24 protein-coding genes and 2 tRNA genes are annotated in these 24,688 nt (G+C 43.9%); 13 read left to right on the top strand and 13 right to left on the bottom strand.

Going from position 1 to position 24,688, the window contains the following annotated elements; genetic code table 11:
• Nucleotides 1-66: 66 nt before the first annotated feature.
• Nucleotides 67-2,358, top strand: a complete 2,292-nt coding sequence (gene tamL / locus I5907_RS08900; RefSeq protein ID WP_196990360.1) for a translocation and assembly module lipoprotein TamL — start codon at nucleotides 67-69, stop codon at nucleotides 2,356-2,358.
• Between the two features lie 56 nt (nucleotides 2,359-2,414).
• Here tamL and I5907_RS08905 read toward each other — a convergent pair whose 3' ends face one another.
• Entirely contained in the window at nucleotides 2,415-3,317 is a 903-nt protein-coding gene (locus I5907_RS08905; protein ID WP_196990361.1) for an SMP-30/gluconolactonase/LRE family protein, read from the bottom strand.
• Nucleotides 3,318-3,440: 123 nt separating this feature from the next.
• Nucleotides 3,441-3,854, bottom strand: coding sequence for a hypothetical protein (locus I5907_RS08910; protein WP_196990362.1), 414 nt, complete (start codon nucleotides 3,852-3,854; stop codon nucleotides 3,441-3,443).
• A 216-nt stretch (nucleotides 3,855-4,070) separates the two neighbouring features.
• Here I5907_RS08910 and I5907_RS08915 point away from each other — a divergent pair, with 216 nt between their 5' ends.
• On the top strand, nucleotides 4,071-5,117 hold the full coding sequence (locus tag I5907_RS08915) for an RluA family pseudouridine synthase (RefSeq protein WP_196990363.1): 1,047 nt from the start codon (nucleotides 4,071-4,073) through the stop codon (nucleotides 5,115-5,117).
• 2 nt (nucleotides 5,118-5,119) lie between these two features.
• On the opposite strand, the gene I5907_RS08920 is transcribed toward I5907_RS08915, so the two are convergent.
• The 9 genes from I5907_RS08920 to I5907_RS08960 all read right to left on the bottom strand — a co-directional run bounded on the left by I5907_RS08920 (nucleotide 5,120) and on the right by I5907_RS08960 (nucleotide 14,727).
• Complete coding sequence (locus I5907_RS08920) at nucleotides 5,120-5,926, bottom strand: glycerophosphodiester phosphodiesterase (RefSeq protein WP_196990364.1); 807 nt, start codon at nucleotides 5,924-5,926, stop codon at nucleotides 5,120-5,122.
• Nucleotides 5,927-6,193: 267 nt separating this feature from the next.
• Complete coding sequence (locus I5907_RS08925; protein WP_196990365.1) at nucleotides 6,194-7,000, bottom strand: phosphate ABC transporter ATP-binding protein; 807 nt, start codon at nucleotides 6,998-7,000, stop codon at nucleotides 6,194-6,196.
• A gap of 41 nt (nucleotides 7,001-7,041) precedes the next feature.
• On the bottom strand, nucleotides 7,042-7,881 hold the full coding sequence (pstA, locus tag I5907_RS08930) for a phosphate ABC transporter permease PstA (RefSeq protein WP_196990366.1): 840 nt from the start codon (nucleotides 7,879-7,881) through the stop codon (nucleotides 7,042-7,044).
• A complete protein-coding gene (gene pstC, locus I5907_RS08935; RefSeq protein ID WP_196990367.1) occupies nucleotides 7,878-8,762 on the bottom strand; it encodes a phosphate ABC transporter permease subunit PstC in 885 nt (294 codons plus the stop codon). The genes pstA and pstC overlap by 4 nt, the downstream gene beginning before the upstream one ends.
• Nucleotides 8,763-9,144: 382 nt before the next feature.
• Complete coding sequence (locus I5907_RS08940) at nucleotides 9,145-10,110, bottom strand: PstS family phosphate ABC transporter substrate-binding protein (protein WP_196990368.1); 966 nt, start codon at nucleotides 10,108-10,110, stop codon at nucleotides 9,145-9,147.
• 151 nt (nucleotides 10,111-10,261) lie between these two features.
• The gene (locus I5907_RS08945) at nucleotides 10,262-11,239 is read right to left on the bottom strand and encodes a PstS family phosphate ABC transporter substrate-binding protein (RefSeq protein WP_196990369.1); all 978 of its coding nucleotides are present in this window, start codon (nucleotides 11,237-11,239) and stop codon (nucleotides 10,262-10,264) included.
• Between the two features lie 64 nt (nucleotides 11,240-11,303).
• Nucleotides 11,304-12,695 (bottom strand): alginate export family protein, encoded by a 1,392-nt coding sequence (locus tag I5907_RS08950; protein ID WP_196990370.1) that lies wholly within the window; start codon nucleotides 12,693-12,695, stop codon nucleotides 11,304-11,306.
• A gap of 71 nt (nucleotides 12,696-12,766) precedes the next feature.
• On the bottom strand, nucleotides 12,767-13,219 hold the full coding sequence (locus I5907_RS08955) for an RrF2 family transcriptional regulator (RefSeq protein WP_196990371.1): 453 nt from the start codon (nucleotides 13,217-13,219) through the stop codon (nucleotides 12,767-12,769).
• A 125-nt stretch (nucleotides 13,220-13,344) separates the two neighbouring features.
• Nucleotides 13,345-14,727 (bottom strand): alpha-amylase family glycosyl hydrolase, encoded by a 1,383-nt coding sequence (locus I5907_RS08960; RefSeq protein ID WP_196990372.1) that lies wholly within the window; start codon nucleotides 14,725-14,727, stop codon nucleotides 13,345-13,347.
• A 255-nt stretch (nucleotides 14,728-14,982) separates the two neighbouring features.
• Here I5907_RS08960 and I5907_RS08965 point away from each other — a divergent pair, with 255 nt between their 5' ends.
• From I5907_RS08965 to I5907_RS08995, 7 genes are all read left to right on the top strand, one after another.
• The gene (locus tag I5907_RS08965; RefSeq protein ID WP_196990373.1) at nucleotides 14,983-15,498 is read left to right on the top strand and encodes an acyl-CoA thioesterase; all 516 of its coding nucleotides are present in this window, start codon (nucleotides 14,983-14,985) and stop codon (nucleotides 15,496-15,498) included.
• Nucleotides 15,499-15,675: 177 nt separating this feature from the next.
• Nucleotides 15,676-16,965, top strand: coding sequence for an aminopeptidase P family protein (locus I5907_RS08970; RefSeq protein WP_196990374.1), 1,290 nt, complete (start codon nucleotides 15,676-15,678; stop codon nucleotides 16,963-16,965).
• A 77-nt stretch (nucleotides 16,966-17,042) separates the two neighbouring features.
• Nucleotides 17,043-17,807, top strand: a complete 765-nt coding sequence (gene pssA, locus I5907_RS08975; RefSeq protein ID WP_196990375.1) for a CDP-diacylglycerol--serine O-phosphatidyltransferase — start codon at nucleotides 17,043-17,045, stop codon at nucleotides 17,805-17,807.
• The gene (gene purS / locus I5907_RS08980) at nucleotides 17,804-18,052 is read left to right on the top strand and encodes a phosphoribosylformylglycinamidine synthase subunit PurS (RefSeq protein WP_196990376.1); all 249 of its coding nucleotides are present in this window, start codon (nucleotides 17,804-17,806) and stop codon (nucleotides 18,050-18,052) included. The genes pssA and purS overlap by 4 nt, the downstream gene beginning before the upstream one ends.
• A 74-nt stretch (nucleotides 18,053-18,126) precedes the next feature.
• Nucleotides 18,127-18,816 carry a 16S rRNA (cytidine(1402)-2'-O)-methyltransferase gene (gene rsmI, locus I5907_RS08985; protein ID WP_196990377.1) on the top strand — a complete coding sequence of 230 codons (690 nt, stop codon included), beginning with the start codon at nucleotides 18,127-18,129 and terminating at the stop codon, nucleotides 18,814-18,816.
• A 529-nt stretch (nucleotides 18,817-19,345) separates the two neighbouring features.
• Entirely contained in the window at nucleotides 19,346-20,320 is a 975-nt protein-coding gene (locus tag I5907_RS08990) for a deoxyhypusine synthase family protein (RefSeq protein ID WP_196990378.1), read from the top strand.
• 107 nt (nucleotides 20,321-20,427) lie between these two features.
• Nucleotides 20,428-21,318: a metallophosphoesterase family protein gene (locus tag I5907_RS08995; RefSeq protein ID WP_231402007.1), complete on the top strand. Its 891-nt coding sequence runs from the start codon at nucleotides 20,428-20,430 to the stop codon at nucleotides 21,316-21,318.
• A 177-nt stretch (nucleotides 21,319-21,495) separates the two neighbouring features.
• Here I5907_RS08995 and I5907_RS09000 read toward each other — a convergent pair.
• A tRNA-Gln gene (locus I5907_RS09000) sits at nucleotides 21,496-21,566 on the bottom strand.
• Nucleotides 21,567-21,576: 10 nt separating this feature from the next.
• Nucleotides 21,577-21,649 (bottom strand) — tRNA-Lys (locus I5907_RS09005).
• A 102-nt stretch (nucleotides 21,650-21,751) separates the two neighbouring features.
• On the opposite strand from I5907_RS09005, the gene I5907_RS09010 reads away from it, so the two are divergent.
• The 4 genes from I5907_RS09010 (at nucleotide 21,752) to I5907_RS09025 (ending at nucleotide 24,665) form a co-directional block, all read left to right on the top strand.
• Complete coding sequence (locus I5907_RS09010; RefSeq protein WP_196990380.1) at nucleotides 21,752-22,336, top strand: nitroreductase family protein; 585 nt, start codon at nucleotides 21,752-21,754, stop codon at nucleotides 22,334-22,336.
• Between the two features lie 131 nt (nucleotides 22,337-22,467).
• The gene (locus I5907_RS09015) at nucleotides 22,468-23,202 is read left to right on the top strand and encodes an HAD-IIB family hydrolase (RefSeq protein ID WP_196990381.1); all 735 of its coding nucleotides are present in this window, start codon (nucleotides 22,468-22,470) and stop codon (nucleotides 23,200-23,202) included.
• A gap of 49 nt (nucleotides 23,203-23,251) precedes the next feature.
• Nucleotides 23,252-23,824, top strand: coding sequence for a guanylate kinase (gene gmk / locus I5907_RS09020; RefSeq protein WP_196990382.1), 573 nt, complete (start codon nucleotides 23,252-23,254; stop codon nucleotides 23,822-23,824).
• Between the two features lie 22 nt (nucleotides 23,825-23,846).
• The gene (locus I5907_RS09025) at nucleotides 23,847-24,665 is read left to right on the top strand and encodes an SDR family oxidoreductase (protein WP_196990383.1); all 819 of its coding nucleotides are present in this window, start codon (nucleotides 23,847-23,849) and stop codon (nucleotides 24,663-24,665) included.
• Nucleotides 24,666-24,688 lie beyond the last annotated feature (23 nt).

Consider the following 24,688-nt stretch of genomic DNA (forward strand, 5'->3'; position numbering starts at 1 on the left):
TGTTCAGCTATCTGTCAGCAGCGTTTTATGTTATATCAAACTATGAAAAGGCACTAAAGAATGCAGTTGAAAAATTTAGTCATATTGTTTTGCTTAACCATGCTCGGCGCATGCAGTGTTACCAAACAAATACCGCCGGGAGATGCATTGTACACAGGCGCAAAGGTGAAATTGAAGCCTGCAACAGACAGTGCAAAGTTTAATAAGAAAGACCTTTCGGCAGAGCTGGAAGATCTTATAAGACCGGTACCAAATAAAAGCATACTTGGCATCAGGTTCAAGCTCATGATCTTTAATATGGTAGATACACCAAAAAAAGATCACGGTTTGAAATACTGGTTGAAGTATAAAGTAGGAGAGCCGCCCGTGCTGGCAAGCAGTGTAAACCTGGAGAAGAACAGCACCATTATGGTAAACAGGCTCGAGAACCGTGGCTTTTTCAGGAGTGAGGCTGTTGCAGACACGGTGGTGAAGAATAAGAAAATGGAAGCAACGTTCAACGTGTCTGTGCAGCAGCAATACAAGATCAGGAATGTGTACTACCCGAACGATTCCGGTGCCATATACAGTATCATCAGGAATATTAAAAAAGGATCCCCGCTGAAAAAAGGCAGGGCATATACGCTGGATGCGGTGATTGCCGAAAGGGACAGAATTAATGCCCGGCTTAAGCAACAGGGCTTTTATTATTTTAAACCAGATGATCTTATAGTAGATGTTGATTCGTCTGTCGGGGACCATAAAGTAGATATGTACGTCCGTTTTAAATCGAACGTACCATTCAGGGATCTTGTGAACTACCGGATCAACGATGTAATCGTGTATGCCGATTATGACATCAATACGTCTGATACTGCATCAGTAGACCTCGACAGCGTGCCTAAGTTCCAGGGCTATAAGATCATTGATCCGGAAGAAAAATTTAACCCCAAACTTTTCCCGCGTACACTTGTCTTCAGGCCCAATTCAATGTACCGCAGTTCAGATCATTCACGTGCACTGAACAGGTTGGTAAGCCTTGGTGTATACAAGTTTGTAAAGATCAGGTTCGATGACGTGGATACATTGAGCAGGCCTATGCTAAATGCGTTTTATTATCTTACGCCTGCACCAAAAAAATCTTTAAGCCTGGAGGTTTCAGGGCTTACAAAATCTAATAATGCAACGGGTACCGATGTATCGCTCAACTGGAAGAACCGGAATTTTTTACGGGGTGCAGAACAATTTACCGCTACAGTTTACGGCGGGTTTGAAAAACAGGTCTCAGGCCAGCAGCGTGTAAATACCATTCGCGGCGGTTTGGATCTTAATCTTGTTATACCACGCGTGGTAGGTCCGTTTAAAATTAAAAATGCCAATGCTTTTGTGCCGCAGACTTTTATTAATGCCGGCTACGAGATATTTTCAAGAGATACGCAATACACATTGAATTCTATCAGGCTCGGTTTTGGTTACCGGTGGAAGCGCAGTATACGCAACGAGCACGAGTGGAGAATATTATCAGCTAACTATGTGCGGCCAACAAATATTACACCGGCATTTCAGCAGGCGCTGGATACCAATATTACACTGGCAAGAAGTATAGAGAAGCAGGTAATTCTTGGAATGGTGTATAATTACAACTTTAACTCGCAGGCGGTTGCCAACAGGAAGAAACACAATTTTTATGTTAATGGAAACGTAGATGTTTCCGGTAATATTCTTGGCCTTGTTACAGGTGCAAACGCCAAAGCAGAAAACCAGAAACTGATATTTGGTACACCTTTCTCGCAATATATACGCGGCGAAGCTGATTTCAGGCATTATATGCGTATAGGAAAGAACAACACACTGGCCAGCCGAGCACTCGGTGGTATGGGTTATTCATGGGGTAACAGCCTTACTATGCCTTTTATCAAACAATTTTTTAGCGGCGGCGCCAATGATATCAGGGCTTTCAGGGCAAGAAGCCTTGGACCCGGCAGTTACTATGCCGGCAACAGGAAAGATAGTTTTGTGGCAGATCAGCCGGGCGACATAAAAATATTATTGACTTCTGAATTGCGTTTTAAACTGGTATCGGTGCTTTACGGCGCCTTGTTTGTAGATGCAGGTAATGTGTGGACGTTAAGAGACGATGTAAACCGGCCGGGTGCTAAGTTTACGTCAAACTTTTTGGATGATTTTGCCGTTGGTACCGGTCTTGGTTTGCGTGTAGATGTAAAATTCTTTGTAATACGTGCAGACGTAGGTTTTCCGTTGCGAAAACCATATATTACCAACGATTCGAAATGGGAGTTTGGCAGGATCAAATTTGGAGACAGCGAATGGCGACGGGATAACCTGATTGTAAACCTTGCCATCGGCTATCCATTCTAAAGAATAAATTTTATTATCCGCGGTGTTATTGGTTATAATAACACCGCGGATTTTTTTTAAGGCCTGATGAAATCTTTATGACCAGCCGCAGGGTCACCCGCATAAAAATTAGCCGGTACACCTTTTGCGCCGGCATTAACGGTAAAGACATCTCCGCTGGCAGGATATTTATCCAAATCTTCTTTGGTCATATCGTTGCGTGCTGTAGTAATATAAAGCGTTTGCAGGTCTTCGCCGCCAAAGGCGCAGGAAGTTACATTCGGCGCCGGTACGTTTACTTTCAGTAACATTTTGCCGGTACGAGGATCGAACTTTGCAACACCGCTGCCGCCCCACAGTGCCACCCACAAGTTGTCTTCACTATCTATCGTCATACCATCAGGAGAGCCATTACCCTCCGGTACTTTGATCACCACCCTGCGGTTTGTGATGGCGCCGGTTGACACATCGTATTCGAATGCTTCAATAGTGCCGGTAGGTGTGTCTGTATAATACATTGTTTTTTTATCGGCGGTCCATACTATACCATTGGAGCAGGTAACGCCTGTTATCATGGTATGTAAAGTTTTATCTGCATCAAAGCGGTACAGATCAGCAGCGCCTTCTTTAAAGTCCAGGCCCATGGTGCCTACCCAAAACCTGCCGGCGGGGTCGCATTTGCCATCGTTGAACCTGATGTTATCACCAAGCGGGTTGGTAAGAAATGTGAGTTTGCCTGTTTTGGTATCTATGAAATGAATACCGTTTTGCAGGGCCACCAGGGCACCGCCAATCTTAACAGGCACAACCGTTCCAATCCTGCTGCCCAGTGTAAAATGCCTGTCTGCTTTTGTTGCAGGATCGTACAGGTGCAGTTCACCTTTTTCAATATCGATCCAGTAAAGTTTTTTTTCTGCCGGGTGCCACAAAGAGCCTTCACCCAATTGCGCTTTTGCATGTAGAACAACGGTTGCTTCCATAGTTTGCTTATTATTTTGCACACCTGATAGTAGTGCGCATATGGCCAATAACACAGATAATTTCATGCCTTAAATGTTAACGCTGCTAAATTTAAACAATTATCTGTTGCGCAAGCAAGGCGGTTATGGTGCAATCCTGCGGTAAGTAGAGGAGCCTCCATCTGCAATACATTCAGTATTGGAAATGGTGAGTTCATTATCAACAATCGAAATAGTATTCTCGAAAATACTGTTGTCAAAATTTATCAGTGCGCGGTCATCTCCTTCGGTTATACAGGATGGTTTTCCTTTGGTGAGTGAGAATGTGCCTTCTGTTGTGTATGTTGTATCAGCATACACTACTACAGAAGTGTACGTGTTTTCGCTGAACCTGACGGTGTTTCCGTTGCCGGGTTCATATACTCTTTCTCCAGCCCAGCCAGAAAAACTACGCTTCAGCTCCCATGTGCCATTGAGGTCATCTTTTAATACCGTGAGATCTTTTCTACAAGCTGCCAGTGCTGCCAGACAAACGAAGACGAAAGCTGCTTTTTTCATATTGCCATTTTGCATTGCTGACAGTGAATGTAGTGCAAGCGTTGCACCAATGCCCGGATTGTTTTTTGAAACGCGGCATGCACCGGAGAGCTGAATAAAGTACCAGCCGTACAAGTGAGTGACACAACCAAAGCTTCATAGCAGCAATACAGCCGGCTACATAAAAGAACTGCTAAAACCTACATCAATTAATTCCCTTTATTTTGCACATCTTATATGCAGGAAGCACAGGACATATTACAGGATGACAACAATGAAGAGCTGTATGAGCGGCGCACTTTTCATGTAGACAAAGGCCAGGAGCCCATGCGTATAGACAAATGGGTGCAGCAGCGTATGGAAAATGCTACACGCAACAAAATACAGCGCGGTATTGAAGATGGTTTTTTAACGGTTAACGGCAAGACGGTTAAAAGCAACTACAAAGTAAAACCGGGTGATGATATTATATTGCTGAGCCTTGAACACCCCGATGAATCTGATATAAAGCCGGAACCAATGGCGTTGCAGGTGGTGCATGAGGATGATGCGGTAATGATAATCAACAAGCCCGCCAATATGGTGGTGCACCCGGGCGTGGGTAATTACAGCGGCACTTTGCTCAATGGTATTGCTTATCACTTATTACAACAAAACCCGGCAATAGATGAAGAGAGTCTGCCACGCTATGGCCTGGTACACCGCATAGATAAAAACACCACGGGCCTGTTGGTTATAGCAAAAACGGCTGAAGCTGCTGCCAGTCTTGCCAAACAGTTTTTTAACCATACGGTGGCAAGAAAATATGTGGCGCTGGTATGGGGAAATGTGGAAGAAGACAGCGGCACCATTGAGGCACATATTGGCAGGCACCAGCGTTTCAGGAAAATGTTTGATGCTTACCCGGAAGGCGATCATGGTAAACATGCCATTACACATTACCGTGTACTGGAACGTTTTAATTATGTAACACTGGTAGAGTGTGTGCTGGAAACAGGGCGCACACACCAGATACGGGTACACATGCGCCACATTGGCCATACCTTATTCAACGACTGGGAATATGGCGGCGATAAAATTTTGAAAGGAACCATCTATACCAAATACAAACAGTTTGTAGAAAATTGTTTCGTTGCGTGTCCGCGCTGTGCATTGCATGCAAGAACACTGGGCTTTCAACATCCGCTTACGGGCAAAGAGATTTTTTTCGAAAGCGCCCTGCCGGATGATATGAATAAGGTAATTGACAAATGGCGTAATTATTTAAAGCCTAAAGACCTTTAGCATTACTGCTGTCTTTCTTTCAACAATGAAAACAAAAGACCGGGCTCGTTGGTAGTAATATAATCTATGCCACTACCGAGCAGTACAAGCATATCTTTTGATTCATTCACCGTCCATGCATTTGCAATAAGCCTCTGTGCTTTTAATTCTTTTATCCATTCCGGGTGTTTTTGATATACAGAGAAATGATAATCGGCGCCGTCTATGCCATCAGCCTTCAACTGCACCGGAGACTTATCACCGTTAAGGTATTGTGTAATAACCCGTTTGTTCAGTTGTTCAAGCGTAAGCAGTATATCGTAATCGAAACTGATGTATTGAACTTTGTTACCTGCATGCAGGGCCGTGATTGTATTGTACACTTTTCGTGCTGCTGCTGCTGCGTGCGCTTTATCAATATCTGATGGTTTGATCTCTACAACGAGTGTAGTGCCGGTATTTTCCTGTAAACCTGCGGTAATGTATTCATACAGGGTAGGCAATTTTTCACCGTTTGCCAATGTCGTTTTTACCAGGTCGGCATAAGCACTTGCTTCTATTTTTAAACCATGAAAAACGGGGTCATGGTTAATAACCAGCGAATCATCTGCCGTCATGCGCACATCAAATTCAGTACCGGCACAATGTAGTGCAATGGCTTGCCGCAGTGATGCGATCGAGTTTTCGGGAAGGTTATTTTCCTTCCATGCGCCGCGGTGCGCCACCACCGGGTTGGCTGATTTTCTTACCGCTTTTTTTGCGTTGCCGCAGGCGTATAACAACACAGTGAAGGAAACAACGGCCAGCAATTTCATGTAAATGGTTTTCATTGTTGCAATGTTACAACTTATCAGTTTTATAGCGCGGTTAAGTGGCATACCGGGTAGTATCTGGCCGTAGCTGCATTACTACTTTCAGCACCTGTTGTGTCACTCACTTGTACTGCACCAGGTATTGCAGCATGGTATAGCCCGCTGCCTTTTTTTGTACCCGTTTAATGGTAAGTGGATACAATGCAGTATAAAAAAATTGAGCCACATAGACATGTGGCTCTCATTAGTAGAACTAAAACTCAAACTTAAAAAATACCAAAAATCTTAGTGTCCTACACGTAAATATTCTTTGAGTATATCAGTCTTTGGATTCTCGAAAATTTCTTTGGCAGGTCCGTATTCAATGATTTCTCCATAATACATAAACACCACATAATCTGCCAGGCGCTTTGCCTGCCTTAAGATGTGTGTTACCAGGATAATGGTATAATCATCTTTCAGTTTCGAAAATTCTTCTTCAATTACACGGCTCGAAATAGGGTCGAGTGCAGAAGTAGGTTCGTCAGCCAGGATAATTTCAGGTTCTACGGCCAGCCCGCGGGCAAGGCATAAGCGTTGTTGCTGCCCGATTGATAATCTTTGTGCCGATGTTTTAAGCCTGTCTTTCACTTCGTCCCACAATGCCACTTCACGCAGGTGTTTTTCAACTTTCTCTGCCAGTATTTTTTTATTCTTTACGCCTTTTAGTTTAAGGCCGTAGGTAATGTTATCTGCAATAGACATCGGCAGTGGAAAAGGTCTTTGCATAACCAGTCCCATTTTCTGCCTGATGGCGGTAATGTCATGTTTTTCGCTCAGTATATCCTGCCCGTCAATCTCAATGGCGCCATCAAGTTTAAGGTCTGCATACAGGTCAGTAAGCCTGTTCATGCATTTTAGTAAAGTTGTTTTGCCGCAGCCTGAAGGGCCGAGAAAAACAGTGATAGCATTTTTAGGTACTTTAAGGTTGATATTTTTAAGTATGTGTGCATTCTTGCTGTATACATTCAGGTTACGAATGTTTAATACGGGTACTTCAACCGTTACAGGTTGTAGTATAGTGCCGGTATTTGGGGCGGTTAATGTTTCCATAAAAAGCGGTTTTAAATGTTTGAGTTTATCAGTTGTTGTTTTTATTTTTTGCCACGGTATAATAACCTGGCAGATACACTTATAACGAGTACGATAAATGTCAGTATGATCGCTGCAGCAAAAGCCCTGTTCTGCACTTCCGGTATGGGTGAGCCAAGCTGGAAGTAAATGGCCAGTGGCAGGGTAGCAGTAGGATCGCTAAAGCTGCGAGGTATATAATCCGTGTAGCCCGCAGTAAACAATACAGATGCAGCATCGCCAATACCGCGGCCAAAAGCAAGCAGGATAGCGGTTGCAAACCCCGGCAATGCCTGGCGGAACAATACTTTATAAGATGTTTCTGTTTTGGTAGAGCCTAATGCATAGGCCGCTTCCTGCAGACCGATAGGTGTTGTTTTCAATACTTCGTCCATGGCGCGTATCATAATAGGAGAGATCATGGCGCCTACCGTAAGAATACCAAAACCAAGCGAAGAGCGCAGCCCCAGGTACACCATTAATGTAAAACCAAACGCACCATAAACAATAGAAGGTACGCCCCACAGCACATCAAGGAAAAACCTGATGCCTGTTAATGTACGCGGGTATTTGATAAGGTAAACATTCATGAACAATGCCACCGGAAGGCTTACAACAAAGGCCAGAAAAGTGGCGCATATAGCCAGGTAAAAAGAACCCGCAATAGCATTGAGAATGCCACCTTCCTTACCAAAATAAAAACCGCCTTGTGGTTCTTTGGTAATAATATCCCAGCTTAGCGATGAAAAGCCTTTTCCCACAATGCTGATGATAATGTGTGCCAGTACAAACACAATAACAAGTGTGAATATGGCCGATAATACGCGGAAAAATTTCTCTTCCAGTTTTCTTCTTAGTGTCATAGGGCTTCAGATTTATAGATCATGTAACGGAAAATAACGTTGATGGCTATGATGATCACAAACAACAACAAAGAGCCAAACATCAGTGCAGCGTCGTAAGATGGAATAGACATCATCTCACCATAGTTGTTGGCAACAAGTGCCGGCAAAGGATATCCTGCATCAAATACAGATGTGGGCACCTGCACCACGTTGCCAATAACCATCATAACCGCAATGGTCTCACCCAATGCCTTTGAAAAGCCGAGGCCGTAGGCAGATATAATACCCGTTGCGCCTTTGCGTAAGAAAATATGTTTAATGGTTTCCCATTTGGTAGATCCCAGTGCCAGGGAAGCTTCGCCAAGTTCTACAGGTATCTGCCTGAACACTTCGAGCAGCATGTTTAAGATGTAAGGCACACTCATTACCGCCAGTACCAGTGCACCCGCAAGAATGCTGTAGCCAAGCGATTCGGTATTGAAAAACGGCGCCAGTTGCTCACTTACAAAAGGCACAATAACCAATACACCCCATACGCCATATACCACCGATGGAATACCCGCCAGTATGTCTATAACCGGGCGCATAAATTTCAATACCCAGCCCGGCGCAAATTGTGTAAGGTAAATGGCAGACAGCAGGCAAAAAGGAATAGCAATAACCAGTGCCACAACTGTTACCCACAAAGAGCTTAAGATAAAAGGAAAGAAGCCGAACTTACCTTCCCACGGTGCCCATTCAGAAGATGTGATGAGCGTTCCGATTGACCGGCCTTCAAAAAGCCCGGTAGATTTTACAATAAGTCCTGCCGCAATTGCCAGTGGCAACATCAGGAAGAACATTAAACAGACGACCATCCATTTGGAGGATACTGCGTCAAGAAGTTTGCGTTTAGTCATAGTTCTTATTTTTAAGTTTTGGTTTCGGTTTTACATTGGTACGAATTGTTTTTTAGGGGGTGGGCTGCAGTGCATGCTGCATCTTCTGTTGTGTCACTCACTTGTACGTTCAGTTCTTTATTCGGCAACGATGTGCTTTCGGCTGCGGCGTTTAAATGCGAAGCATGTAAACGCCATAATTATCTTGTTGATTTGATTTAGAAAATTTGCGTCACACACATTGCTGCTTAAAACCCCCAAAGTACAAGTGTGCGACGCAAGGGACGATGCCATGAAAAACCGCTGTTCAGGACACATATACCTGCGGCCTTTATAGAAGCACCGGGTAAGATTAAACAGTGCGTTCTATGCATCATCCGGTTTATTAACCCTCGTCCGGTTATTATTCAAGTTTCTTTAGTTGCGCTGCAACCACATCTGCCGGCAACGGCACGTAACCGGCTTCTTTTACCATTGTCTGGCCATCTGTTAACACCCATTTGAAAAATTCGAGTATTGCTTTGTTCGATGATTTGCCTTTTGTAAGAAAATACAGTTCACGTGCAGGTGGCGCTGGAAATTTACCGGTGTTTACCGCATCAAGAAATGTATTCAGGTCTGCGTAAACATTTTCGTCGGCATCTATTTTGCCATTTCCGTTTACGTCAATGGGCGCTACCTCAATACCCGGATTTTTTTTGCCGGTAGTGTTATCATATACAAACAATGTGTTGTTATAGCCAATACCACCTTTGTCTTTCTTTACAGCTTCGGCTACGCCGGGGTCGCCCGATACACCAATGCCTTTCAGGTTTTCCTGTTTTTTACCGAAAAATGCTGCCCACGAATCTGCTGCACCTGCTGCATCAGCCCTTGTGTACACAGCCAGTTTCAGCTTGCTGCCGTTTTTGATGTTGAGCAGGCTGTCCCATGTGCCGGGGCGCTGGTCGATAAAGATGCTTTTGAATTCATCTTTTTTCAGGCCACGTGTTTTTATACTGTCGAGGTATGGGTTGGTAGCACTAATGGTTGGTATAACGGCATCTTTGCAAAGTGAAACCCACCAAACACCTTTTGCCTTTTCTGCATCAGATATTTCCCTGGAAAACATGCCCACATCTACTGTGCCTGCAAGACAGTCAGTAAGACCTTTACCGGCGCCACCTGCCTGTATGTTGAACCTTACATTGGGATGCGTTTTATTATATTCCTGTGCCCATTTTTGCGCAAGCGGGTAAAGTGCAAAGGCGCCTGAGAAAGAAATGGATACATTTTCGTCACCTGAAGTGTTTTCATTACTGCCACCCGAGCAAGAGCTAAAGAGTACTGCAGCAGTTAAGAGTTGAAAAAGAAGTGTTCTGGTCTTCATACTATTAGTTTAAGATTTAAAATTCTATTTATCCTATATATTCTATATTACCTATAAAATTAATAGGAATTAAAATTATGAGTTTTTCCCGTTTCACCAAATAATTATAGGATTAAAAAAAGATTACGAAAAAAACGGTCGGAGAAAAATATTATTTAGAAAGTTTTTTGAGCTGGTCTGCTACTGCATTTTTAGGCAGCTGAACATAGCCTGCTATACCTACATATTTCTGGCCATCTGTAAGAACCCATTTAAAAAAGTCGAGGATTTCTTTCTTCTGTGTTTTGCCTTTTGTAATAAAATAGAGGTTCCTGGCAGGCGGGGAAGGATATTTTCCATCATTCACAGCTTTCAGGAACTGGCGCAGGTTGCCGTAAAAGTTCTCATCTGCGTCTATTGTGCCGTTGCCGTTTACATCAATAGGCACCACATCTATACCGGGCAGTTTTTTTCCTGACGCAGCATCGTATACAAAAAGTGTGTTGTTATAGCCAATAGCATTCAGGTCTTTCCTTACGGCATCAGCCACGCCGGGGTCGCCAGATACGCCGATACCTTTCAGGTTCTCCTGTTTTTTACCAAAAAAAGCAGCCCATGAATCTGCCGCACCCGCAGCATCAGCCCTTGTGTAAACGTTGATCTTATGCGGGCTTTTTGTATTAATGCCCAGCAGGCTCTCCCATGTGGTAATGCTTTTATCAACAAATATGGAATTGAATTCTGCTTTTTTCACCCCACGTATCTGTATGCTTTTGCTGTTGGCGTTTTTGGCATTGTATGTTGGTATAACTGCGTCGCGGCATAAAGCAAGTGTCCACACACCTTTGGCTTTTTCCGCATCAGATAATTCACGGGAAAACATGCCCACATCCACAGAGCCTGAAAGGCAGTCGGTCAAGCCTTTGCCCGCTCCCCCTGCCTGTATATCGAAGCGTATTTCGGGGTGTATCTTATTGTATTCTGCTGCCCATGTTTGCACCAAAGGGTACAATGCAAATGCACCGGAAAAGGAAATAGATACAGCTTTTACGCTTTTCGGTTCCGGATCGGGCTCGTCTTTTGGCTTGCCTGAAAAATTGGTAAATAGTGCTGCAAGGGCGGTTACGGATACGAGAATTGTTTTTTTCATGACAATAGATTTACAGGATGCAGTGCAGATCGCATCCGGTGGTGATTGTTATATGGTTGTTGTGCTAAAAGTTAAGTTTTGCTAATGTTGGTGTGAATTTAAAACTCAGGTAAGACCAGAATGGGGTTTTGTAAGCAGACTCGGGTTCAGCAATTTTGGGGTTACGAATTACCGCCATAGAGTTGGTTACAAGCGCCCAGGAAAAACCGCCTTCCAGTTCAATCATACTATTGAATTTGTAGTTGATCCTGAGATCATTTTCAAAGCCCAGGTAATGATTAAGCGGCGAGTTCTTATAGATGTAATCCTTTTGAGTATAAAACAGGTGGTTTTCCGCTCTCAGGAACAGTTTGTTTTTCTGGTACCAGATAAAGAGATAAGGGTTAATGAGGCCGGCACTGCTTACATCTACAGGAAATCTCGTAAAGAAGTCAAGGTTACCCATAAACCTGTGCGCCACACCATATAGAGGAACAAAATTGTTGTCTTTATCTGCAGGTTGGTTGCCATCATGGCCGCTGAGGTATTCCATTCCCAGGCGGAAGGTCCACGCCTTATTGTTATATTTTACCTCCGGCTGAAAATAATATGCATCAAGCTTTTTGCCGGACGAGTCTTTTCCATACTGGTAATACCCGCTCAAAGTTGCGTACCAGTTGTATGCAGTATATTCCAAACGGCCGCCACTGGTAAAACGCATAAATGTAGTTGTGTAATCTGTTGGGTTAGCGCTTTGAAAACCATCTGCGGTATTCAGCGTTAAAAAAGAAAAGTGGCTGCTTAATTTATAGTTCAGGTAGTGTACCAACAGGGTTTTATAATTATTGAAACCCGTCGGCTTGTAATTGGTGCTCAGGTTGTTTTCGGCAGATTGATTATATGCTGCCAAAAATTCTGTTGTAAAATTCCTGTTGTTGTTATAAATCAGTCTTACAGCATCGTGCGCATTGGCCGCTGCCCTCCAGTCATTTTCTGCAAAAAGGCGCTGGTTGTCATAAATTACTCTCTGGCGGCCCAGTCTTACAGAAAACTTATCTGTAATTTTTGGCTCTGCATATAGCTCAAAAAATGTGATCGGGATTGTTGGGTTGGCACCATCCTGCTGGCCCCAAACCCTGGTTTCCTGCAGAGAGGCCCTGAAGTCAAATCGCTTGGTTTTAAAGTCAAGTACAAGCCTGCCACGCTGGTTGGTAAAGAATGCGGCTGTTGTGTCTTCTGTAGGTAAAACGCGGTAACCATACCGGTATTCACTGCGCGTTCTGAATTCAAACGATACATTCAGGCTGTTGTTTGTTTTAGCTGGTGTTGTCGCAGTTTTAAGAGAATCCAGTTTTGCAAATGCCCAACGCAAAGAGTCACTCAGCGTCATTGTTTTGGTTGTGTCCTGGGCATTGGATAAAAAGGGTAAGGCTAATAATAGGGATAGGACTAATCCTGGTGTCAGTTTCAACTTCATATTGGAAAAATTTTCACAAATATATAACTCCTATCGGTATTGTAGGAATTGAGGGCAAAAAAAATCCATCTTTATGGATTTTTAATTTTTCCCTCTTCCAGGTTATGCGTACGCATCATTATTTCTGCAAGGGTGGCATTCTTAAGCATATTTACTGTTTCGTTTCGTACATCCAGGAAAACCGAGCGTATACCACAGGTAGCTTCGTCCTTGCATTCCTCGCAGCGCTCGTAATACATATGTGTTACACAAGGCAGTAAGGCGATGGGCCCATCAAAGAGTCGCATTACCTCTGCAATGTTTATTTCTTCCGGCGTTTTGTGCAGGTAATAGCCACCGGTTTTCCCTTTCCGGCTGCTGAGCAATCCCGCATTCTTTAGGTCCAGCAGAATAGCTTCCAGAAATTTGCGCGGAATATTTTCATGCTCTGCAATCCTGCTTATTTGTATTGGTTCTGTGCCCTTTTGTTCTTTGGCAAGATATACAAGTGCGTTTATGGCGTATTTTGTTTTTTTTGAGATCATAGTTTTTAAATGCCGGTATTTTCCGGGTTTAAAAAAAAGAAATATGATGTACCGGGCTGTATTACTACTATTAAGCTTTTGTTGCGTCGCACACTTGTACGTTCTGCAGGTGCCTCGGCAAGAGATCAGTAGCTGTAAACAAGATAATCCCAGGGTTTCAGACTAAACACCTGGCCGTTCTTCAACTGTTCAGGTTTGTCTAAAAATACATTCTTTACTTCACCTTTTGCAGCAATATTTTTCAGCACTGCCTGCTGAGGCTGGTTTGTTAGATTTACAACTACCAGTACACCCGCATTGCCATTGCTTCTTTCAAATGCATACACCGCTTTATCATTGTCTGTCGCTATTTTTCTAAAGGCCGCGTTGGCGGCAAGTGCAGGATTTTCTTTTCGCAGCGTAAGCAAGGTCTTATAAAAACCGGCCCTCGCATAGTTCTCAAACCTGATAGTGTCTTTGTAAAAAAAGCTGATGCTGTCCAGGTAAGGCTCTTCCTGCCCGCTATAAATAAGCGGTACAGATCTTTGTAATGTTTGTGTAAGTACCGCAAATGGTGCGTGGGCAGCACCGGGCATTGTGCCATAGTCTGCCTTGTTCCAGCTGTTCTCATCATGGTTGCTCGTAAAATACATCAGCAATGCATTTGTTGGAAAGCTGCTGTCTGTTTGTGCAATTACACTATCTATTGCGAAAGCTGGTCTTTCTCCTTTCGCAATCAGCTTCATCATATTAAATTCGTTCCATGTGTAGGTTGCATCAAAACCATCACGGGGCAACGATGCTTTATTACCTTCTGCCAGCATAAAGATGTTCTTCATTTTCTTTAGCTCCGGTATGCATTTTTGCCAGTAATCATCTGCTACTTCGCCCGCCACATCGCAGCGAAATCCATCTATATCAGTTTCTTTTATCCAGAACTTCATACTGTTGATCATACTGTCAACCAATACCGGGTTGGCGTAATTGAGCCTTCTTGTATCTGTCCAGTCGTACAAAGAAATAGCCTTGCCTGTTATACTGTCTCTCACATAAAAGTCAGGATGTTGCTCCAGCCAGTAATGGTCTGCGCCGGTATGGCTTGGCACCCAGTCAATGATCACTTTAAACCCCATGTTGTGGCATTGCTTTACCAGTGCTTTCCAGTCGGCCATTGTACCAAACTCGGGGTTAATCTGTGTGTAGTTGGCCACGGCGTAATAACTGCCCAGCGCACCTTTACGGTCCACTTTACTAATAGGGTTTATGGGCATAAACCACAACGTTTGTACACCCATGGCCTGCAGCCGTTCAAGATTTGCAGCAAATGCGTTGAAAGTACCTTCCCGTGTATATTGGCGCACATTTACTTCGTAAATATTTCCCTGCAATATCCATGCAGGGTGGCCATCGGTGATGGCCGTATCAATATTACCCGTTGCGGTGCCGGCTTGTTCTGTGGTATTGCTTTTACAGGAAAAGAGGCTGATGGCAAGCAATAACAAAGCAATATAACTGCTGTATTTATACATGGAAAACTTTCATTCGTTCTACTAAAGCGCTGCAAATTTAGCAATAATACGCGCAACGGCAAGTTGCCAAATATAGCAGCAAATGTTAAAGCATTACCCGGAGCATGGTATTGCCTCCGCATCGCTGTTGCCATTTGCATGGAAGTACAGGAGTGCGACGCAACAGGCGATGCCATGAAAAACGACAGCCGGGTTCATAAAAGAACTCACCCGCTTACTGTACGGCGCCTATATCTTTGTGCAAAATGTAATGGCATGGATGGCAAAAAAGCTGTTGAAAGTTTTACGATCATGAATGAACTGGTGCTCCCCAACGATACAAATACGTTTGGTAACCTCATGGGCGGGCGGCTGATGTACTGGATGGATATTGCCGCCGGTATTGCGGCAGGCAAACACTGTAATGCACCCAACATGACTGCCAGCGTAGACAACCTTAGTTTTAAAACACCCATTAAACTGGGCAACGTGGTGCATATTGAAGCCAAGGTTACCAGGGCATTCAATACATCTATGGAAGTGCACCTGAAAGTGTGGGGAGAAGACAACCTGCATCAATACAAGTACGAAAGCAATGAAGCATATTTTACATTCGTGGCACTCGACCCCAACGGTAAACCCCGCACGGTGCCGCAATTGATTCCCGAAACAGACGAAGAAGTAAAATTATACGACGGCGCTTTGCGCAGGCGCCAGTTGCGTTTGATTCTTGCCGGCAAAATGAAACCAGACGATGCCAGTGAGTTAAAAGCCTTGTTTATGACAAAGTAATCTTGTATGGGCCGGCTGTCGTTTTTTATGGCATCGGCAGTTGTGTCACTCACTTGTACGTTCCGTTTTTATGGCGGCAACAGCGATGTGTTTATTCAGCCACCGTATGCAATCATACATTTGGAGCAAACACTTATCTTGCGAAACTATATACTTAACCACTTTATTTGAGTAAGCATGAAACACTTGCCGCTTAATGCCAAAATATTTACAGAGAACCGTAAAAGGTTTACCAAAGAAATGAAAGCCAACAGCATTGCTATATTTAACAGCAATGATGAAGTGCCTTCTAACGGCGACGCACTATACCGTTTTCAGCAAAACAGCGATTTGTACTGGCTTTGCGGTATAGAACAGGAAGACACTATGGTGGTATTGTTTCCTGATAACCCGGATGCAAAATACCGGGAAGTACTCGTATTGGTAAGGCCAAATGAGCTGAAGGAAAAATGGGATGGCAAGCGGCTTCGTGCAAATGAAGCTACCGGACTTACCGGTATACAAACCATCGTCTGGCTCGACAGCCTTGATGCATTATTGCAGCAATGGATACACCTTTCAGACAATATTTATTTAAACACCAACGAAAACGACCGCAAAGGCAGCCTTCTTGAAACAAGGGATTACCGCTACGCAAAAGAAATAATGCAGCGTTACCCGCTGCATAAGTTTGAGCGCAGCGCAAAGATTATGCGTAACCTGCGCGCTGTAAAGTCTGCACTGGAAGTAGAAGTGCTGCAAACAGCTATTGACATTACTGAAAAAGCTTTCAGACGGTTATTGAAGTTTATACAACCCGGTGTTTTTGAACATGAGATAGAAGCAGAACTTGTGCATGAATTTTTGCGCAACCGTGCCCGCGGCGAAGCATATGGAAGTATCATTGCCAGCGGAGACAGGGCAAGAACATTGCACTACATCTTCAACAACGAAGAATGTAAAGACGGCGAACTTATTCTCATGGACTTTGGTGCCAACTACGGTGGTTATGCAGCAGATCTTACGAGAACGGTTCCGGTAAACGGTAAGTTTACCAAACGGCAGAAAGAGGTTTACAATGCCTGTCTGCACCTGCACAATTATGCCAGGAGTTTATTAAAACCAGGCATCACCATTTTAAATTACCACGATAAAGTGGGTGATGAAGCCACCAAAACATTTATAAAAATTGGCCTGCTTACCAAAGAAGATGTAAAGAATGAAGACAGTAATAACAGGGCATACAGGAAGTACCTGTATCATGGTATTTCTCATCATCTTGGAATAGACGTACACGATCTCGGTACCAAAACAGAACCACTAAAACCAGGGATGTTGTTAACAGTTGAACCTGGTATCTACATCGAAGAAGAGCAGATGGGTGTGCGCATAGAAAACAACGTGTGGATAACAAGAAATGGCAACAAAGACCTGATGAAGAACATCCCGATAGAGGCAGAGGAAATTGAGCAACTGATGAAAAAATAATTAGCTAATGAGTTGATTTGAAAATTTGAAAATGGCCGGTTTTCAAATTTCCAGGTTCTCCAATTTTCAGATTTATAATGAAACAAATCCCCAACATTTTTACACTGCTCAACCTTGTCTTTGGTTGTATGGCAATTGTATGTATTCTGCAATACGGGCTTTCCTATACCGTAAATGACAACGCAGAAGCGTTTGTTATAATGCCGGAAAAAATTTATATGGCTTCCATTTTTATAGGTTGTGCAGCCGTTATAGATTTTCTAGATGGCTTTGTAGCGCGGTTGTTAAAGGCATCTTCAGAAATAGGAAAGCAACTGGACTCTCTTGCAGATGTGGTAAGTTTTGGTGTTGCCCCGGGTTTGATCGTTTACCAGTTTCTCCGCTTAAGCTTTGCCCAGCAGGAAGGTGGTTTGGACGTTAGTACAGCATGGTTGCTGCCGGCCTTTGTTATACCATGCGCCGGTGCCTACAGGCTTGCAAGATTTAATATTGATACTACACAATCGCACGGGTTTAAAGGTGTGCCTATTCCTGCAGCGGGGTTACTGGTGGCTTCTTTCCCGTTAATATACTGGTTTAGTAATACAGATCTTATTATTAAGCTTTTTACCAATCAATGGTTTTGGTATGTTGTCATATTGGTGGTTAGTTACCTGATGGTTTCCAAACTGCCTATGCTGGCATTAAAGTTTAGTGGTGTATCCATAAAAAAGCTGATGCCGTTTATCAGTATTGCGGCAATAGCAGCTATTACCGCAATAACATTCGGTTGGATTGCTGTACCTGTTTCCTTTGTTGCGTATGTTATTTTATCTTTGCTCGTAAAACAAAAAGAATCATGACTTATAATGTTCAGATTAAAGTAATGCCGTTAAAAGACTTATTGGATCCCCAGGGTAAAGCTGTAATGGGCGGGCTGAAGAACTTAGGCATTACTGCAATTGATGATGTACGTATAGGTAAACATATCACCCTGCAAATAGAGGCAGCATCGGAAGATGCAGCAAAAGCACTGGCAGATGAGGCAAGTAAAAAACTGCTGGCTAATCCTGTAATGGAGTTCTACGAAATAGAAATGATCAATTGATCAGATTAGAGATTAAGCTAATTTGAAAATTCCTGCATTCATTTTAAAATTTCCAAACTGCGTAATTTTCGTTGATGCTTTACCTCGTTCCCACTCCGCTCGGTAATTTAAAAGATATCACGCTCCGTGCACTGGAGGTGCTGCAGCAGGTTGATGTAATTCTTTGCGAAGACACCCGCACATCATCAAAACTGTTGCAGCATTATAATATACAGAAGCCGCTATCTCCTTACCACCAACACAACGAACATAAAATTTTTGAACATGTAGCCGATCAGCTGGCCGTGGGTAAAACAATGGCCCTGGTTACCGATGCCGGCACACCCGGCATTTCTGATCCCGCATTTTTACTGGTAAGAGAATGTAATAAGCGGAATATTAAGGTAGAATGCCTGCCCGGTCCTGCGGCTTTTGTTCCGGCACTTGTGAATAGTGGTTTGCCAATCAACCGTTTCATATTTGAAGGATTTTTGCCTTTGAAAAAGGGCCGCCATACGTTGTTTACGCAACTTGCCACCGAAGAACGTACCATGGTATTTTACGAAAGCCCGGTACGACTGCTTAAAACACTCAAAGACCTGGTAGCATACTTTGGTGCAGACCGGCCATGCTGTATAAGCCGGGAGCTAACAAAAATGTTCGAAGAAAATTACCGTGGTACTTTGCAGCAGGCTTATGATCATTTTTCTTCGAAAGCCATTAAAGGGGAGATTGTGATGGTAGTGCAGGGAAAAGAAAAGTTTGTTCACTCTTCTGTTGAGTAGCTGCTTATATATTACGAGCCAATACCGCTGTTTATTCTCCGGGAAATAAAGTTCAGCTTTGTTGCCGCCAGGCGCTTATTTCTACGAAGTTGTTTACTGTACCATTTTCTTGAAAAAAAGTATTAAAGTTCAGGCACAGTGATCTTACGACACATCTGTGCACACGCCCTGATGAGGCTTTTATGCTATTGTGGCTTCAGCAATGGTAGTTGCGTCAACACGATGCTTAACAGCAGGTTTGTTATTTGAACAGCATTCTACTCACGTCTTTCGTTTCACCTCTCACGTTTCACGTCTCACGATTCACGTCTCACCTCTCACGATTGACCATTCACCATTCACCATCACCCCCCCCTCCCGCACAACCGTTGCGCGGCCCGTGCCCGGCGCAGCTGAGTAAAGCTTTGCTGCACAAGAGTGCGACGCAACAGGTGCCAAATGCCTGTTCTGCAGCCGGGTACATAAAAACACCAAATACATATTTAAACACCCCACGCGTTTACTACATTTGCAGCCTAAATTTTTGAATATGCATAAAGGACCTGTTTCTCAGTTCATACAGCACCATTATCGTCATTTTAACGCGGCTGCACTGGTAGATGCTGCCAAGGGATACGAGGCGCACCTGGCAGAAGGTGGTAAAATGATGGTGACGCTTGCAGGCGCTATGAGTACTGCTGAACTTGGTATTTCGCTGGCTGAAATGATTCGCCAGGATAAGATTGCTATCATTAGCTGTACCGGTGCAAATCTTGAAGAAGATGTAATGAACCTGGTGGCACATTCGCACTATAAAAGAGTTCCCAATTACCGCGATCTTACACCACAGGATGAATGGGACCTGCTCGAGAACCACTATAATCGCGTAACAGATACGTGCATACCTGAAGAAGAAGCATTTCGCCGCCTGCAAAAGCACCTGGTAAAACAATGGAAGGATGCAGAGGCAAAGGGTGAACGTTATTTTCCGCATGAATTTTTGTATAAGACCGTGCTGAGCGGCGATCTTGATCAATACTTTGAAATAGACCCCAAAGACAGCTGGATTGTTGCGGCTGCCAAGAAAAATATTCCAATCGTTTGCCCAGGCTGGGAAGACAGCACCACGGGTAATATTTTTGCCAGCTATGTCATCAAGAATGAACTGCAGGCAAGTACTGTGAAAAATGGTATTGAATACATGGTGTGGCTGGCAGACTGGTACCGGCAGAACAGTGGTGGAAAAGGTGTAGGCTTCTTCCAGATCGGTGGTGGCATTGCCGGTGATTTTCCTATTTGCGTGGTACCTATGATGTACCAGGATCTCGAATGGCATGATGTTCCTTTCTGGAGTTATTTCTGCCAGATAAGCGACAGCACCACATCTTTCGGATCGTACAGCGGCGCCGTACCAAACGAAAAAATAACCTGGGGTAAACTGGGTATAGACACGCCCAAGTTTATTGTAGAGAGTGATGCTACAATTGTTGCCCCGCTTATGTTTGCCTATATACTGGGCTGGTAAAATATATAGTAGTAATGGCCGTAAAGATCCGGTGCCGCAGGCACCGGATCTTTTATTTTGTACGCAGGCAGCACAGTTTTACAGTCACACGTATTAATTTTATTACCATGCTACGCCGGAATCTTCTCAAAAATATAGCACTTACAGGCAGCGCGTTAGCGTTAGGCCAGCCTTCTTTTGCTGCAGCCAGTAAGCGGGTGCTACGCATTGCCCATATTACAGATGTGCATATAAGACCGGAGTACAATGCCCCCACACGGTTCATGCAATGCCTTGAAGCTATCAAGGCACATCAACCGGATATTTTTCTCAATGGCGGAGACACCATCTACGCCGCAGACTATGATCACATCACCAGGGAGCGTGTTAATGAACAATGGGAGATATGGAACAAATGTATTGCTTCTGTTAAGCATTACCCGCTTTATAGCTGCCTCGGCAACCATGACATGTGGTGGGCCGCACCAGGTAAAGATGACGGGATGTACGGAAAGGATTATGTGGTAAAACAACTGTCTATGCCCGGCCGCTACTACAGCTTCAGCAAAAACAACTGGCATTTTTTTATACTCGATAGTAACAATGATCCCGCCGGCTCGCTCGATGCAGCACAAAGTAGCTGGTTTGAGGAATCATTGCATGCATTACCTGCGGGCACACCTGTGCTCGTTATGAGTCACTACCCTTTACTGGCAGCCTGCACACACCTGGATGGCGGTGGCATGCATACAGATTTCAAATATCTTACAGAATTGTTCTACCGGCACCGCGACAAAATAAAAGCCTGCATCAGCGGCCACATTCACCTGCAGGATAGCGTGGTATACAACAATCTTTCATATTACTGCAATGGTGCCATGAGCGGTTTCTGGTGGGAGGATGGCGACAAAAATTCTGCGGCAAAATATTACTACCTCCAAACGCCACCGGGCTATGCTATCATAGACCTGTATGCAGATGGTACAGTAGTGAACACCTATCACCCCCATAAATATTAAAGGTTATATTGTGTACCCGGCAGCAGTGCATGTGGCATCACCTGTTGCGTCGCACACTTCAGGGTTCTTCTTTTATGGCGGCTGCAGCGTTCCGGTTTTCAAACACCAGTATGTTATTGGCTTTCGTATGCAGTAAAACAAAAAAGCCCCAAGTTTATTACTCAAGGCTTTTTTTTGTTACCCGACCTGGATTCGAACCAAGACAAGCAGAACCAGAATCTGCGGTACTACCATTATACTATCGGGCAATGAATTCTGTGACCCCGCAGGGACTCGAACCCTGGACCTACTGATTAAGAGTCAGTAGCTCTACCAACTGAGCTACGGAGTCAGCGGGCTGCAAATTTACGTGCTCTTTTCAAATTGCAAAACCTATTTCATCAATTTTCTTAGTTCGTAATTTATCCCGGGCCTGTGCGCTTACTTTTGGTGTATGACAAATTTTGAAACATTACAACATATCATAAGAAACAGGCGCAGTTCAAAACCTGCGCTGATGAACGGGAAAAGCATTGATGACAGCACCATACAACAGTTACTGGAACTTGCAGACTGGGCACCTACCCATGGCCATACAGAGCCATGGCGTTTTGTGGTGTATGGCGGAGAAAAAGTAAAGGAATTTTGTAATGATCATGCATCGCTTTACAAAGCAAACACCCCGGAAGAAAAATTTATGCATGCCACTTACGATAAATTACAGCGACAGGGAGACCTTGTTTCCCACATCATACTCGTGTACATGAAGCGTGGCAATAATCCAAAAATCCCGGTACTGGAAGAAATAGCCGCTGCATCATGCGCAGTAGAAAATGTATTACTGGGTGCAAGCACATTAAATGTAGCTGTTTTGTGGGGCAGTGGCGGCATGACGCACCATCCTGCCATGAAACAATACCTAAACCTTGCAGAAGAAGATGTGGTGCTTGGTATTTTATACCTTGGTTATACAGATGACCAGGTTGCAAAAGAGGGCAGGCGCATTGTTCCCGCAGCAGATAAAATAACCTGGAAATAGTATTGTTTTACAACAAATTAGAACACCATTAGTTTTCATAAAGAAGCAATTCATTAACACGTGTACAGTTACAATTCGGTTACTTTTGCAGTAATCTGTGAAAACGTATTGTTAACCTAAATCATCACTGCATGTTATTAGCTACGGATCTCGATGGAACTTTTCTCGGTGGAACGGCAGATCAAAAAGAGCAGCTATATTCATTAATAGATCAACATAATGTAACCCTTGTGTTCGTAACAGGAAGAGGTGTGGCAAACATCTATCCTTTATTTACAGACAATGCAGTACCGCGCCCCGCTTACATAATAGCAGATGTGGGTGCAACCGTTGTGTACGGCAACAGTTTCGAGCCTGTTGAAGAAGTGCAGTCTGTCATCAAAAGCAACTGGCCGGGCTCATCAGAAGTGCTGCATCATTTTAAAGATATTGAGTGGCTGCAATACCAGCCCGTACCCCAGCAAAGGCGTTGCTCATTCTTCTTAAAAGACCAGGCTAAACTGCCGCTTGTAAAGCAAATGGCAGAAGAGATACATTGCGATGTTATTTATTCGGCAGGTAAATTTCTCGATGTATTACCGAAAGGCGTAAACAAAGGTTCCACACTTACAAGCCTGCTCAACCACCTGCAGGTAGACAGGAAAGCAGTATTGGTTGCAGGCGATACACTCAACGACCTGGCCATGTATCACTGTGGCCTGAACAGCGTGGCGGTAGGAGATTCTGAGCACGGTCTCATTAAAGCCACGACGGGCATGCAACACGTGTACCATGCTGAAGCAGCCGGTGCAGGAGGTATTCTGGAGGCTATCAGTCATTTCCGTATGCTGCCGGCCATATCAGAACCGTCAGTTAATTTCAGTTAAACTGCAGGCGTACTATTTTTCAGCATTTGCAATTATTCTACTTTTGCGCATGGCCAATAAAAACAAGCTTATTATTATCACTGCGCCGTCGGGTGCCGGTAAAAGCTCGATTACCAAATATCTTATTGAGCAATTTCCACAATTAACATTTTCCGTTTCCGCAGCTACAAGAAGCCCACGCAATTACGAGCAGCATGGAATGCATTACTATTTTATAAGTGTGGAAGAGTTCCAGCAAAAGATAAAAGACGATGCCTTTATAGAATGGGAGATGGTGTACGAAGGCAGGTACTACGGCACACTGAAAAGTGAGATATTCAGGATATGGGATGAACAAAAAGTGCCCGTACTCGATATTGATGTGCAGGGCGCCATTCATGTGCAGCAGCAATTCAAAGAAAATGCATTGAGTATTTTTATTGAACCGCCTTCTATTGAAGAACTGGAAAGAAGACTGCATACCAGGGCAACAGAAACACCCGAAACGATTGCGACAAGACTGGGCAAAGCCAACTATGAAATCTCTTTCCGCCACCAGTTCAATAAAATTGTTGTAAACGATGTGCTTGACAAAGCCTGCGCAGAAACGGCCCATATCATCCGCGAATTTTTAGCTTCATAAATCAATACCAAACTGTATGGCCATGAATTTTCAAAACAGGACAATCCTCATCACAGGTGCAAGCCGCGGCATAGGCAAAGCAATGGCATTGCGTTTTGCCGCAGAGGGTGCCAATATTGTTGTGGCAGCCAAAAGTGTAGAGGAAAACGCAAAACTTGGTGGCACCATTTACTCCGCCGCGCAGGAAATAGAAGCAGCCGGTGGCAGGGCGCTGGCCGTACAGGTAGATATTCGCAATGAAGAGCATATAATAGCAGCCGTAAAACAGGCGGCAGAAACATTTGGTGGTATAGATATATTGATCAACAATGCTTCAGCCATACAGCTTACCAATACAGAGCAAACAGAGAGTAAACGTTTCGATTTAATGCACGATATCAATGTACGTGGCACATTCCTCGTAACCAGGCATTGCATTCCGCATTTAAAAAAAGGCACAAATCCGCATATACTCACACTTTCCCCTCCGGTAAATCTCCAAACCAAATGGCTTGCACCACACGTAGCCTATACAATAAGTAAGTATAACATGAGTATGATGGCGCTCGGCTGGGCCGAAGAATTAAAGCAATACAACATTGCATCAAATGCGCTGTGGCCGCGAACAACCATCGATACCGCGGCAGTAAGAAATCTGCTCGGTGGAGAGATGCTTGCGAACATGAGCAGAACGCCTGCTATTCTTGCAGATGCCGCTTATGCCATCATCAGCAAGACTGACCTTACTTATACGGGCAACACGTTTATAGACGAAGACGTTTTACAAAAAGAAGGCATTGGTAATTTCGATGCATATGCAGTAAAACCCGGTTCCCAATTATATCCTGACCTTTTTATTTAGCCAATTACGCACTTGAATGGTGA

This window comes from Panacibacter microcysteis (genome assembly GCF_015831355.1).
GTDB classification, from domain to species: Bacteria; Bacteroidota; Bacteroidia; order Chitinophagales; family Chitinophagaceae; genus Panacibacter; species Panacibacter microcysteis.